13 protein-coding genes are annotated in these 13,251 nt (G+C 43.1%); 5 read left to right on the top strand and 8 right to left on the bottom strand.

What is annotated here, in order from left to right; genetic code table 11:
* From OS173_RS03745 to sfsA, 4 genes are read left to right on the top strand one after another with little or no spacing between them, the layout of a single operon-like run.
* Window positions 1-732 carry an SDR family oxidoreductase gene (locus tag OS173_RS03745; RefSeq protein ID WP_267182938.1) on the top strand — a complete coding sequence of 244 codons (732 nt, stop codon included), beginning with the start codon at window positions 1-3 and terminating at the stop codon, window positions 730-732.
* A 32-nt stretch (window positions 733-764) separates the two neighbouring features.
* Window positions 765-2,261, top strand: a complete 1,497-nt coding sequence (locus tag OS173_RS03750; protein ID WP_267182939.1) for a hypothetical protein — start codon at window positions 765-767, stop codon at window positions 2,259-2,261.
* The gene (locus OS173_RS03755; protein ID WP_267182940.1) at window positions 2,258-2,863 is read left to right on the top strand and encodes an HAD-IB family hydrolase; all 606 of its coding nucleotides are present in this window, start codon (window positions 2,258-2,260) and stop codon (window positions 2,861-2,863) included. The genes OS173_RS03750 and OS173_RS03755 overlap by 4 nt, the downstream gene beginning before the upstream one ends.
* Before the next feature lie 19 nt (window positions 2,864-2,882).
* Window positions 2,883-3,602: a DNA/RNA nuclease SfsA gene (sfsA, locus tag OS173_RS03760; protein ID WP_267182941.1), complete on the top strand. Its 720-nt coding sequence runs from the start codon at window positions 2,883-2,885 to the stop codon at window positions 3,600-3,602.
* A gap of 6 nt (window positions 3,603-3,608) precedes the next feature.
* On the opposite strand, the gene nth is transcribed toward sfsA, so the two are convergent.
* The 7 genes from nth to ylqF all read right to left on the bottom strand — a co-directional run bounded on the left by nth (window position 3,609) and on the right by ylqF (window position 10,586).
* Window positions 3,609-4,244: an endonuclease III gene (gene nth, locus OS173_RS03765; RefSeq protein ID WP_267182942.1), complete on the bottom strand. Its 636-nt coding sequence runs from the start codon at window positions 4,242-4,244 to the stop codon at window positions 3,609-3,611.
* Entirely contained in the window at window positions 4,237-5,256 is a 1,020-nt protein-coding gene (locus tag OS173_RS03770) for a sulfotransferase (RefSeq protein WP_267182943.1), read from the bottom strand. Before OS173_RS03770 ends, nth begins: the two co-directional genes overlap by 8 nt.
* Window positions 5,253-6,584 (bottom strand): sulfotransferase family 2 domain-containing protein, encoded by a 1,332-nt coding sequence (locus OS173_RS03775; protein WP_267182944.1) that lies wholly within the window; start codon window positions 6,582-6,584, stop codon window positions 5,253-5,255. Before OS173_RS03775 ends, OS173_RS03770 begins: the two co-directional genes overlap by 4 nt.
* Window positions 6,568-7,860 (bottom strand): glycosyltransferase family 4 protein, encoded by a 1,293-nt coding sequence (locus tag OS173_RS03780; RefSeq protein ID WP_267182945.1) that lies wholly within the window; start codon window positions 7,858-7,860, stop codon window positions 6,568-6,570. Before OS173_RS03780 ends, OS173_RS03775 begins: the two co-directional genes overlap by 17 nt.
* Window positions 7,861-8,017: 157 nt before the next feature.
* Window positions 8,018-8,866 (bottom strand): sulfotransferase family 2 domain-containing protein, encoded by an 849-nt coding sequence (locus tag OS173_RS03785; protein ID WP_267182946.1) that lies wholly within the window; start codon window positions 8,864-8,866, stop codon window positions 8,018-8,020.
* A 92-nt stretch (window positions 8,867-8,958) separates the two neighbouring features.
* On the bottom strand, window positions 8,959-9,639 hold the full coding sequence (locus tag OS173_RS03790; protein ID WP_267182947.1) for an RluA family pseudouridine synthase: 681 nt from the start codon (window positions 9,637-9,639) through the stop codon (window positions 8,959-8,961).
* A 2-nt stretch (window positions 9,640-9,641) separates the two neighbouring features.
* The gene (ylqF, locus tag OS173_RS03795) at window positions 9,642-10,586 is read right to left on the bottom strand and encodes a ribosome biogenesis GTPase YlqF (RefSeq protein WP_267182948.1); all 945 of its coding nucleotides are present in this window, start codon (window positions 10,584-10,586) and stop codon (window positions 9,642-9,644) included.
* A 114-nt stretch (window positions 10,587-10,700) separates the two neighbouring features.
* On the opposite strand from ylqF, the gene htpG reads away from it, so the two are divergent.
* Window positions 10,701-12,596 (top strand): molecular chaperone HtpG, encoded by a 1,896-nt coding sequence (htpG, locus tag OS173_RS03800; protein WP_267182949.1) that lies wholly within the window; start codon window positions 10,701-10,703, stop codon window positions 12,594-12,596.
* 344 nt (window positions 12,597-12,940) lie between these two features.
* On the opposite strand, the gene OS173_RS03805 is transcribed toward htpG, so the two are convergent.
* Window positions 12,941-13,228 (bottom strand): GIY-YIG nuclease family protein, encoded by a 288-nt coding sequence (locus OS173_RS03805; protein ID WP_267182950.1) that lies wholly within the window; start codon window positions 13,226-13,228, stop codon window positions 12,941-12,943.
* Window positions 13,229-13,251 lie beyond the last annotated feature (23 nt).

Raw genomic sequence — 13,251 nt, forward strand, 5'->3', positions numbered from 1 at the left:
ATGTCAACTTTATTAATACTCGGCGCCAAAAGCGACATCGCCCGGGCCGTGGCCCAACAATATGCTGCCAAAGGTTATGATTTACTGCTGGCCGGACGAAGCATCAACGAATTGGATGACTTTGCCAAAGACTTGACCATTCGAAATGAGATTAAGGTCTCCTTACATGAATTTGATGCCAACGACTTTGCCAGCCATGCGTCGTTTATTGAACAGCTACCACAATTACCGAATGGCGTTATTACAGCGATTGGCTATTTAGGTGACCAACAACAGGCTCAACAAGACTGGACAGAAACCGAAAAAATCATGACTCAAAACCTACTCGGCAATGTATCTGTTCTCAATATTCTGGCCAATTTATTCGCCGAAAGACAATCCGGCTTTATCATCGGAATCAGCTCAGTGGCTGGTGACCGCGGCCGCCAAAAGAACTATATGTACGGCGCTGCCAAAGCAGGCTTCACCACTTATTTATCGGGTTTGCGCAATCGGTTATTCAAAAACAATGTTCATGTGCTGACTGTTAAGCCCGGTTTTGTAAATACGCAAATGACCGCTGATATGGATCTGCCCGACAAATTAACGGCAGAGCCCGAACAAGTCGCCAAAGACATCTATAAAGCCCAACAAAAAAACAAAAACACGCTTTACACCAAAGGTATCTGGGCCTGGATTATGCGGATTATCCGTCTCATCCCAGAATGGCAATTTAAGAAAATGGATTTATGAAGGAGACACGGTTTTCAATAATTTGGTTTTCTTTGAGCGTCAGCTTATTACTGCTAACAGTCGCCTATTTAGGTGTCATTTACTTCAGTCACGACCTGCAACGCTTTAGCATGTTGTTCAATGCCGACAGTTTATATTTACCCGCCTTATTAAATAACCTGCTTAATGAAAACGGTGCTTACAGTGATTGGTACTTACCACCGGCACCTTATTTTTTCCCTGATTTACCCTTATATCTATTGGCTTTTGTGCTCTCCAAAAATGTCTATATAGCCCAATTTATCTTTGCTATATTGCAAGGTGTACTGGTCTCAATTGCTCTATTTGGACTCAATCGATTATTTTTTAGCCGTACGCAGGCTTTTTTACACACCGTTTTGGTGCTGGCCTTGATGTATTTATCCGTGCTTGGTCAGCCAACTATTCACGCCATAATCAGTGGCCATCATTTTGGTGCTTTTGTGGCCATTTTAATGGGCTTATTTTTATTCGCTCGGTTGATTCAATCTGATGGTCACGGGCTTGTTTGGTCTGTACTGTTGGGATTACTCATCGGTTTAACGGTGGCATCAGACAAGCTGTTTATTGTCCAGTTTGTGATGCCACTTATTGTAACTATGGCACTGTTGCGGCTGTTCGCTGTGGTGTCCACCCAATTTTTTTTTAAGGTGTTTTTTATTGCAGTTTTTGGCCTGATTATTGGCTATCTTTTTTATTATTTATGGGTACCCAATCCGACCGGCTTTACCCCTAATTTCAGTATCCATCATTTGACCGATAATCTACCGCTTGTCACCACTCTTTTTCACAGAGTTATTACAAACAATTATCTATACAGCGCAGTTTTTTTTGGGTTTTACGGCATTTTATCAATAACACTAATCAAAGCGTTGTTTAATAAAAATCTCAAGAACAAAGGCATTCTTGAGCTCAGTTTATTGATTGCAAGCATCACTTCAATCACTGTTCTTACTGTGGCATTCAGTGATTTAACCATTGATTTTCGTTATTTTATTCCGGTGTTTTTCATACCCTTATTATTGGTGCCTTTGTTGTTCATTGTGGTGCCGTCACCATCACGCTTAAACCTAATTCTTCCGCGTTTATCGCTGCTGCTCACGATGATAGTTATCAGTTTTCATCTCTGGCAAAAACGCATTCAGCCATTAAAAGCGGACTATTACCCACCGGCAGTTCAGTGCTTTGATAACTTTATTGACACAACCAAAGCCCATCGCGGTATTTCACATTATTGGGATGCCAAGCGAACCGCGTTACTGAGTAAAAACAAAGTCACGATTGCCGCTTATACACCTCATTTAACCACTTATAATTGGATTAGTACCAGCCAGTGGCAACATAGTCGCTATGATTTTGTGTTAGTCAGAAACAAAAGTTACCCACAATATCAACTGGATCCTGATTTGATAAAACAATACAGTCCGAAACAAACTATCGGCACGTTCTCATGTGGCTTGTTTGATATCCACTATTTTCCTCAGGGACTTTACACCAAACCCAGACTATGACTAATAAGTTTGAGACAAAATTAGCCTTGTTTGATTTTGACGGCACCATCAGCCGAAAAGACAGTATGGTGGACTTTATTCAATTTCTGGTGGGAAAAAGACGATATTACAATGGCTTAGTCAAGCAATCACCCATGCTATTGTCTTATTTGTTGAAAAGAATCTCTAACAGCGATGCCAAGCAGGCTTTAATGGCCCATTATTTTTCTGATTACTCAACCCGGGAATTTGAAACATTAGCCCGAACATACGGCGAACAAAAATTACCCCGTATTATTCGGCCAAAAGCTTTACAACGGATTCAATGGCATCAAGCACAAAAACACAGGATCGTTATTGTTTCAGCTTCTGTTGAGGATTGGTTAACATCCTGGACTGAGCACATCAATGTCGAACTGATTGCCAGCCAATTGGATAAAAGCAAGGACCACATCACCGGTTATTTACAAGGCCATAACTGTCACGGAATAGAAAAAGTCAGACGAATTAAGCACCACCTCAAACTTGAAGACTATAGCCATATCTATGCCTACGGCGATTCAGCCGGCGACAAAGAGATGCTGGCACTGGCCGACGAGGCCCATTACAAACCATTTCATTAAATTCAATTAACCAAACATTATGAAATTCAATCCACCACTAATAAAAACAACACTCATTAAACGCCATAAACGCTTTTTGGCAGATGTGACCCACCCTGAGATGGGTGATTTTACCGCCCATTGCCCCAACACAGGCTCCATGAAGAACTGTTGGGCCGAAGGTGATACTGCCTGGTTGCTGGATTCAGAAAACCCGAAACGTAAATACCGTTATACCTGGGTAATTAACGAAACCCAAGACGGTCATATGATTTGTATTAACACCCATTTGGCTAATCAGCTGGTTATGGAAGGCATCGAAAACGGTGTGATTAAAGAATTACAGGATTATGATCTAGTTCAGCAGGAAGTTAAATACGGTGATGAGAACAGCCGCATTGATTTACTATTAACCACGGAAAATAAACCCGATTGCTATGTGGAAATTAAAACTGTAACTCTATTAGAATCTGGCGAGGACTTTATACCGGGTGCCGGCTTTTTTCCCGATGCCGTTACCACCCGCGGCCAAAAACATTTACGCGAACTGATTGAAATGAAACAGCAGGGGCATCGAGCCATACTGTTTTTTCTGGTACAACACAGCGGTATTGAGACGGTCGATGCAGCCGGACACATTGATAAAAAATATGCTGATTTATACAACCAAGCCCGCCAAGCAGGCGTTGAAGTCATCGCTTATCAATCCTCAATTTCGGCCAAAGCCATTGCCATTGAGCGCGCCACATCGGTGATTTAATGGGTTTTAGTCAAGATTCTTATCTTTGTACTCACATAAATCCACGATGATGCATTTATTACATAAGGGTTTACGGGCTTTACAGATATAGCGGCCGTGCAGAATCAGCCAGTGGTGGGCATCTTTCAAAAATTCTTTGGGCACCAAGCGTAACAGTTTTTTCTCGACGTCTAACACCGTTTTTCCCGGAGCAATTTTGGTGCGGTTTGAAACCCGGTAGATGTGGGTATCCACCGCCATGGTCGGCTGGCCAAAGGCGGTGTTGAGAATGACATTGGCGGTTTTTCGACCGACACCCGGCAATGATTCTAAGTCCTTACGATTATCAGGCACCACCGAATCAAATTGATCCACCAATATCTGACAAGCCTGGATAATGTGCTTGGCTTTGGAATTATACAGACCAATGGTTTTGATGTAATCTTTCAGACCCTCTTCACCCAAAGCTAAAATGGCTACGGGGGTATTGGCTTTGGGAAATAATCGTGCTGTGGCTTTATTGACACCGACATCGGTGGCTTGCGCCGATAAGGTCACTGCCACCAATAACTCAAAAGGTGTGCTGTATTCCAGTTCAGTGGTGGGCTCAGGGTTGTTATCCCGCAGACGTCTAAAAATTTCGGTGCGCTTTTGTTTATTCATGGCGCTCTGGGTCTGACTGCATCGCATTTAAGGTAGAGAGTAATTGAATTTTTTCAAACTGTTCGCCATGCCAGCTTTGGTTCAATTCTCGTATAACAGCCGCCGCATTGAAATCCTGTTTTTCCCAGAATCCCGCATAATTTTTCTTAATTTCAGCTAAGTTTTTATGACCAAAATCCTGTGACAAACCGGATTCATGCAACAGACAATCCACTTCTGTCATAATGGTTGTTAATTCGCTCAATTCATCTTCATTGATGGCATAACTTTCCGGCACTGATTTTAATGTATGGGCCGTGGCTAATTGCGCATCACTTAACCCAAAGATTTTTAGCTTGTGTAAATATTCATCACTGTTAAAAACATCCTCATCCAAATCAATCACCAGATCAGCCTGACCACTGCCCATTGTCACCGAAAGCCGGTACAGTAAATAAAACCGATAAAAGCCGTGTCGTCCGGCTTTAGGCGCTAAAAATGGCAGAATCGGTGTTAAATCAGCACACCATTGCATTAACTCATAGGCATCGGCATAGGACTCATTTTGGCGTTGTTGCACGGGGATATGTTTTCTTTGCGAATACCATAGTTGCAAAGGATTGCGTTTTAAATAAAGCGTTTTGGCCTGTGGATAAAAGCCCTTTAGCCACGGGATTCGAAAATCCATGCGATTAAATTGTAACACCGGCCGTTTCTCGCCACTGCATGTCATCAAGTAATCAATATACTGCCTCAATGCAGACCAACTGTCTTGTGCTGTTAAATATAATCGCTCACTGCCAAAACGCAAATCATGGTAGTCGGCCAATTTTTCTAATGCCCGATAAGCCGTCCAGTAATCTTTAATGTTGACATGGTCGGCTTTAGGTTGAGTGTGTTTAATGTGTGCCAACAATTGTGGGTGCAACGGTTCATACCATGCTTTAAAGCCCTGTATCTGATTAAAAATGTGCCAAAAATACGAGGTGCCGCTGCGAAATCGGCCAATAATGAAAATGGGTTGTTGTTTCATGCCGCTATTTTAACCTGAATGGCTTTCAGAGCAAAAGCAATGCGACGTTGATCATCACTGCCAAAGGCTTCGGCATGACTCATGACCTGTGGACTTTGAAAATATAAACGCAATAAACCATTGTCTTGAATGTTTGACTGTGGACACTTTAAATGCAAAGTTCTAACCACACCGACATCTTCACTGGACCAATCAAGGTCGTGACCATTGGCTTGTATAATTAAATCATCTAAGAGTGATTCTGATAAGGCATTAATAATTTCAATAGTCATGTCATAATCGTGTGGCTCAAGCCAAAAATCAAGGCTCGCCAGCTGACCTGGTCCTGACCACCTGAAAAATGTTTGCTGTTCTGCAATCCATTCGCGGCGATGCCAGTTTTGACCGAGCAATACATCTCCGCATTGAAACGATATCGACCTTGCCAAAACGTGCTTGTGTCGTTGTAAATAGTTATTTTGGTAGTGTTTATCCAAAGCCACATCAATGTCATCATCATTGGCTAATTCAGTTAGACCCAAGTCATGTAACATTTGTGTATAATGATGTTCAAATTGACTGCGGGCATAATCATAGAGCTCACCATCAGCTTGGTTATTGGCCAACACCCGTTGCCGCGCCACATCACTAATAACCGGTCTACTTTTATGTTTATTCAATTTCTGGCTATTCCCCACCGGTGGCAAAACCATGCGATAACTTAAAAAGCGCATGGCATCATCAAACCGTTCCAGCAAACCAAACCAAAACGCATGATCCAGCCATTGCTTTGCCCGTTGTAAACGCTGATCATCATTCAAAGGCACTTGATTATCAGTCAACAGTGGCTGCAAATCTTCTACTGTCTGTGGTGATAAAAAAACCTCCTGGGCACTTGGGTCTTCCTCAAAATCAAACGATAAATACCGCACCATGCGGTTACTCACCAATGGTTGGGTTTTTGGATGAATCAGAAAATCCTCAAAACTCAATTGCTCGCGATGCACCAAATCATGTACCACTGTGTTTTGTTCTCGCTTGATAAATTCGTAAGTGGAATGAGATAAATCCACCGGATCACGCACCATGGTTAAGTGCCGTAAATCTTGTGCTGTTAACATTTTGGCGCCACCACCACCAAAATGACCACGAATTAATTGATGGTTTTGCTTTTTCAGCTCTTCTAAATCAGTGACTTCACGCCATAACTGCTGTGGCATAATGGACTTTGCAGAGAAATATCGATCCAGCAGCACAATAAAGCTGGTACCCGCGGTTTTCGGAATATGCGCAAAGTAATAAACCGGTTGCTTCGGTGACTTAAAAAACTGTTTAAACCAAGCCTTCATAAGCCTGTGCAATACGCTGTGCATAGTTTTCAGGACTAAAAAATGCCACCCGCTCACGACCCTTTTCGATCATTTCTTGGCGTTTTTCGGAGTCATCAATCAATGCATTGATGGCATCACGAATCTCGCTAAACTGATATGGGTTAATATAAACCGCAGCATCTCCCGCCACTTCAGGTAACGACGATCGGTCAGAGCAAATCACCGGACAATCATATTGCATGGCCTCTAAAACCGGTAAACCAAAACCTTCATACAAAGAAGGCATCACTAAGCACGTGGCATTCTTATACAACATACCCAACTCATATTCGGCCACATAGTCTAAAAACACATATTCATCTTTTTTGAGGTAATTCTTTAAGCCTTTTAACTGTCCTTCGTGCATCCAAGCTTTTCGACCAACAACCGCTAATTTATAACCCTTTTTAACATAAGCCATGGCTTGAATTAATTTTTTAAGGTTTTTCTTGGGCTCTATATTGCCCACAAACAGAATGTATTTTTGTGGCTCTAATTTATGTGACTGCAGATACACCGCTTCATCTTGTTGTTGAATGTCGGGCGCACTTTGTCGATAAGATTGGTAAGTTACTTTGATTTTATCCTCTGGCACACCGTAAATATCGATGATGTCTTTTTTAGTGTGTTCGGACACCGCCAAAATCAAATCCGCCGATTCGGCCGCTTGTTTAAACAAGTAATAGAAGTATTTTTTGTAATCCAGGGTGGTGAATGGGATTTTTAAGGGAATCAAGTCATGAATGGTTATCACCGTCTTAACACCGGGTATTTTTACCGGCCACGGTGTGGTCAAGTGAAAAACACCAGGCCTTTGTGCCGGATTTATCTTGGTTAACCGCTTAGTCAATGCAAACATTCGATTGGCCAATTGAAATACATCCGGGATATTTTCAATAAAGGCATATTTATCACCACCCACTTTAGATAAATAATTATCCGGATCCGGTTCTACAAATTGCGGCACCACCCGATGGGCAGTTCGTGAACGCAACAAATAACTACCTGCACGTAGATTACGCAACCACTTATGATTAAGAAAAGGATGTGTACGCACTTCATCCTGATCAAATAAATTAACTTCATCCAATAATGCATTTTCACCGGTAACAAACTGGTTGTCGGTTAATACACTGACTTCATATCCCAGCTGTTGGTAAGCGTCCAACAAAGTCATGCCATAGGTTTTAATGCCGGAACCTTTCTTCAGTGACAAATTAAAACCATCAACCAATATGTTTGTTTTTTTATCCATGCATAACTCTCTTAGTGTTTGTCCACATCATTTTTTGTGACCACTGTTCTACCGAACCGACCATTGTAGCGAAATCACTCGCAACAATAAATTAATGGTCTTCATAAAACAAAAACTTGGCCTCATTAACGCCCATTCAATGAAAAAACGGTCAGATTTATGCTGACCATTGGTGATTTTGTGAATTGGCTTCAGCAAATCGCTTGATGTCCGACTCTTTTAAGTACGTCAAAATGTAATCATTAAGCCGGTTTTCAGTATAATGGTACAATTGTGCATCTGCCTGATTATAATGTGCAATAAGCTCGAGTTCTGAGTCAGTTAAATCATCACGGCTTAACGTTTGACGTGATTGATTACGCCTTTGATAAAACAAATCCGTGAAACCTAAAAACCGATGCAGCAACAATAGGGTCTCATCAAAACATGCAGTGGTTCCAACCAATGAAAAACAATTCTGCAAAGCATCGCAAGCCGTTATAAATAACGTCTCATCATCCGCTGGCGATTGATGTAAGTAACCACTGAAACGACGCGCTTGGCCATTATTCAACTCAGGCGTGACACCACTTTCAACAAATTCAGCCAGACGTAATGTGTACGCTTGTTGATGCAGGGGATGGTCGGTTTTACCCCGCACATAATTATAATAAGACAACACCCGCGCCACCGGCTCACGGAGCATGGTGAAGTGAAACAACGGTTCCTGAGGCAAATGCTGATAAAGCGGTGAATGCAAAGGATGGTGGCCACAAATAAAGCGTGGTGGGTTCTTTTTTAAAGATAAGATGTCCGGATATTGTTTAAATTCAGGCGCATTCAGATGCAAGACATCGGACAGGCGATAGTTTTTAGCCACAATCGTTTCCAGGGTGGTACCGCCGGTTTTCGGAACATGGGAGAACACCAAGCGTGGCGATTGGTTTTGTAATGCCTGCTCCGGTGTCAGCACCCATTGCGTTAAAAAGCCACAGGCTTGTTGGAAATATTCGGTATCGTTGTGCACTAAAATATCATACGGAAATTATAGTCAGAATAATTGATTTTAAATCATTAGGCAAGCTTATCAGGGACTTGCGCCATTAGCCAAAATCGACCCTAAAACGGTGCCGTTGATTGAAAAGTCATTCGCTCGCCACTCACCGGATGCTTAAATGCCAAAAAAGTACTGTGTAAATGAAGTGATGAACGGCTTTTCTCACCCATTAGTTTTTCAATAACAACTGTTTCATCCGGACTTTTGCCTTCAGTTTGATACAAGCTATCCGCCACAATCGGTAAGCCCATGTGCCATAAATGCACCCGCAGTTGATGAGAACGGCCGGTAACCGGCTTTAAATCCAATAATGTGGTCACAACCTCGCGTTGATAAACATGCCAGTGAGTTAAAGCTGCCTTCCCCACATCAAAATCCACTTTCTGTTTGGGTCGATTGGGCCAGTCACAAATTAACGGCACATTAATTTCACCGGACTCTTTTGAGGGATGACCCAGCACCCGCGCACGGTAGCACTTGTCCACTTTTCGCTGCTCAAATTGCTTATTCAAATGTGCTTGAGCAGGTTTATGTAAAGCCAAAACCATCAACCCTGAAGTTTCCATGTCCAAGCGGTGGACACAGCGAACATCAGGATAATCCGCTTGTAATCGGCTAACCAAACAATCTTTATAAATCCGCCCGGGCACCGACAGTAAACCTGCCGGCTTATTGACCACCAGAATATCGCAATCCTGGTATAGCAATTCAATGACCCCCATAGGTGGTCGGTAATCAATCAAATCTATCGGCCTTTATTTTTAAAACGAGATTTACGAGCTTCTTTTTTAGCGGCTTTTTCTGCCAAAAGTTGTTCCACTTCAGCCACTTCTTGTTGTTGCATCGCCGGGGTTTCCAAAGTAATACGACCCAGTTGACCTTGCCGAAATTCAGTAATCAACTGACGGTAAAAACGCTCCATGTCCGCCTGATTTCCGGCTTTGACAAAATGTCGGGACTTAGCCATGTCTTCCATCAACGCATAAACCGCCATCTCATCGCTAGGATCAAACCCATTATCCAGACTTATTTGAAACCGCCCTTCGATTGCGTCTGCATAACGTTCGGCCAAAAATGCCGTCAGAAAATGGGCTAAATCACCCATATCCACCACCGATGATTTGATGCTTCCGGCAATCGCCAGCCGATGCGCGCTGTATTGGTTATCAAAGCGCGGCCACAGAACCCCGGGGGTGTCATGTAAAATCACATTTTTCGGCAATTTAATGCGTTGCTGGCGCTTGGTCACCGCTGCTTCATCACCGGTGGTGGCAATACCGCGCTCGGCAATGACATTAATGACCGTCGATTTACCGGCATTGGGCACCCCCATAATCAGCACTTGTATCGGTTTTTTATTAACCTCACGCTCCGGGAACATGGCGCGGCACCAGTCGGGAATCTGCTTCATCACCGCCGGTTCCGATTGACTCACGGCATAGGCTTTGGCCTGATTGACCTGCTCAAAAGCCTGCAACCATTGTGACGTCACATCAGCATCGGCCAAATCCGCCTTATTTAATAACTGAATAGTTGGTTTATGGCCGCGTATTTTTGCCAATAAGGGATTCTGAGAGCTGTAAGGTAAACGGGCATCCAGCACCTCAATCACCAAATCCACTTCAGGCAACAGGGCGCGGATATCCTTTTGCGCTTTATGCATATGGCCGGGAAACCAATTTATCGTCATAGGGAATTATTTCATGTCACAAAAATGACATTTTACCTTACAGCCGCGTACCGCGTCTTGAAAACCACCAAATCATCCCTAATTTACAGACATCTTAACATTTATGTATTTACTATGACCCAAACAGCCAAAAAACACAGCTTTCAGGCGGAAGTGAACCAGGTCTTAGACTTGGTGATTCATTCCTTGTATTCAAACAAAGATATCTTCTTGCGTGAATTAATTTCAAACGCATCAGATGCCTGCGATAAATTGCGTTTTGAAGCCATTAAAAACAAAGACCTGAACGCCGAAGACTTACACATCAAGGTCGATTTTGATAAACAAGCAAAAACCATCACCATCACCGATAATGGCATCGGTATGAGCCATGATGAGCTCATCGAAAACATTGGTACCATCGCCAATTCCGGCACCAAAAAATACCTGCAATCCATTGCCAAAAAGGATCAGGCTGATGCCAACCTCATTGGCCAATTCGGTGTGGGTTTTTATGCCTCATTTATTGTCGCCAAAGAAGTGGAAATCAGAACCTTAAAAGCCGGCGAGAAATCAGACCAAGCCTATGCCTGGCGCTCCGACGGTAAAACCGGTTACACCCTTGAAAAAATCGACAAACAAAACCATGGTACCGAAGTTATTTTGCACCTACAAGATGACGAAGCCGATTTTGCCGATAACCATCGCTTACGCTCATTAATCAAAAAATACTCCGAGCATGTGGCTTTCCCGATAAAAATGCTGGAAGTGATTTATCCGGAAAAAGACGAAGACGGCAACGACAAACCAACCAAAGAACCTGAATACGAAGTCGTTAATGATGCCACCGCACTGTGGAAGAAAAATCCCAGCGACATCAAAGACGAAGACTACCAGGCCTTTTACAAACAAATCAGCAACGATTTTAACGACGCCGCGTTCTGGACCCATAACCACATCGAAGGCACACAAAGTTACAGTAATTTATTGTATGTACCGAAAAAATCACCTTTTGGTATGTTCCAAAATCCCGATGATCGCGAAGGCTTAAAACTGTACATTAAACGGGTCTTTATCACCGATGCCTCGAAAGAACTGCTACCGAACTATTTACGATTCGTGAAAGGTATCGTTGACTCCAATGATCTGCCTTTAAACGTCTCGCGTGAAACCTTACAAGATAACCCGCTTCTGAAAAAAATCCGCTCTGGTCTGGTTAAACGGGTTTTGGGCATGCTCAAAAAGAAAACCAACGACAGCGAAGTTTATGGTGAATTCTGGAAAGAATTTGGCGACACCTTAAAAGAAGGTGTGGTGGAAGATTTCTCCAACCGCGAAGACGTGCTAAAACTATTGCGTTTTGCCTCCACCCATAATGAAGATGCCACCGAAAATGTGTCTTTGGATGATTACATCAACCGCATGCAGGACAAGCAAGATAAAATCTACTTTATCACCGCCGAGTCCTATGCCGCCGCGAAAAACTCACCCCATCTTGAGTTATTCAAAGAAAAAGGCATCGAAGTGCTGCTCATGCACAGCCGCATCGACGAATGGATGATGGGTCATGTCCAGGAATACGACGGTAAACAGTTTCAATCTGTGGCCAAAGGCAAAATCGACTTAGGTGATGAAGACAAAGACAAAGAAGACACAACCACCGAGGAAGACAAAGATTTTCTGAAAAAACTCACTGAGCAATTAAAAGACCAAGTCAGCGAAGTCACCGCCTCAACCCGCCTGGTTAATTCAGCCAGTTGTCTGGTGATGGACGAACACGCCATGGCCATCCACATGCAAAAACTGATGGAACAAGCCGGCCAATCGATCCCCGGCCAAAAACCGGCACTGGAAGTGAACCTCAATCACCCCCTGGTGAAACACATTGAGCACATTGAGAATGAAGACCAATTCAAACAATGGTCCGAACTCCTCTACGAACAAGCCCTACTCGCCGAAGGCGGTCAACTCAAAAATCCCGCCGAATACGTGAAAAAAATGAACCAACTGATGCTGGATATGTTGGGGTGATTTACTCAAATTTGAGAAAGCGATAAACTGCGGGAGGTTCCTCCACTCGCTCCGCTCGGTCGGAATGACAACAAAAACTGTCATCCCGAGCGAGCCAAAGCGAGCCGAGGGACCTCCTCACTTTCACGAAATCTAAAAAAAGCACTGCCGTTCCGACCGAGCGCAGCGAGTGGAGGAACCTCGGTCTCTGTTCCCGTCTCGACTCTAACACCTACTTTCTGTAGGCGTCCCAACGCCCATACAATCTAAAAATAACGTGTCATTCCGACTAAGCGAAGCGCATGGAGGAATCTCCCAATGCTAACGATATTTATAATATCAAAGCTCACTTAAAGCAAAAAACCTCAATAAATCTCCCCACTCAAATCCAACCACTCCGGATTATCACGATTAACCAAAAATTCCTTTTTCGCTCGCCCCCAATTCTTAATCTGCTTTTCCCGCGCAATGGCTGAAATAGAATTCTCCGTCTGTTCAAAATAAACTAATTTATCGACATTGTATTTATATGTAAAACCCTTCACCAACTTATTCTTATGCTCATAAACCCGCCGCACCAAATCATTGGTGACGCCCGTATACAGTACATTGTTGTACTTATTGGCAAGCATATAAACGTAGTAAGTTTTCATGGTTTTATTATTACTTTTTTTTA

The organism is Marinicella gelatinilytica (genome assembly GCF_026410405.1).
Lineage (GTDB): Bacteria > Pseudomonadota > Gammaproteobacteria > Xanthomonadales > Marinicellaceae > Marinicella > Marinicella gelatinilytica.

What these genes read in the sequence shown, in the direction of transcription:
- OS173_RS03745 (WP_267182938.1), top strand. Translation starts at nt 1, where the DNA reads ATGTCAACTTTATTAATACTCGGCGCCAAAAGCGACATCGCCCGGGCC.
- OS173_RS03755 (WP_267182940.1), top strand. Translation starts at nt 2,258, where the DNA reads ATGACTAATAAGTTTGAGACAAAATTAGCCTTGTTTGATTTTGACGGC.
- sfsA (WP_267182941.1), top strand. Translation starts at nt 2,883, where the DNA reads ATGAAATTCAATCCACCACTAATAAAAACAACACTCATTAAACGCCAT.
- nth (WP_267182942.1), bottom strand. Translation starts at nt 4,244, where the DNA reads ATGAATAAACAAAAGCGCACCGAAATTTTTAGACGTCTGCGGGATAAC.
- OS173_RS03770 (WP_267182943.1), bottom strand. Translation starts at nt 5,256, where the DNA reads ATGAAACAACAACCCATTTTCATTATTGGCCGATTTCGCAGCGGCACC.
- OS173_RS03775 (WP_267182944.1), bottom strand. Translation starts at nt 6,584, where the DNA reads ATGAAGGCTTGGTTTAAACAGTTTTTTAAGTCACCGAAGCAACCGGTT.
- OS173_RS03780 (WP_267182945.1), bottom strand. Translation starts at nt 7,860, where the DNA reads ATGGATAAAAAAACAAACATATTGGTTGATGGTTTTAATTTGTCACTG.
- ylqF (WP_267182948.1), bottom strand. Translation starts at nt 10,586, where the DNA reads ATGACGATAAATTGGTTTCCCGGCCATATGCATAAAGCGCAAAAGGAT.
- htpG (WP_267182949.1), top strand. Translation starts at nt 10,701, where the DNA reads ATGACCCAAACAGCCAAAAAACACAGCTTTCAGGCGGAAGTGAACCAG.
- OS173_RS03805 (WP_267182950.1), bottom strand. Translation starts at nt 13,228, where the DNA reads ATGAAAACTTACTACGTTTATATGCTTGCCAATAAGTACAACAATGTA.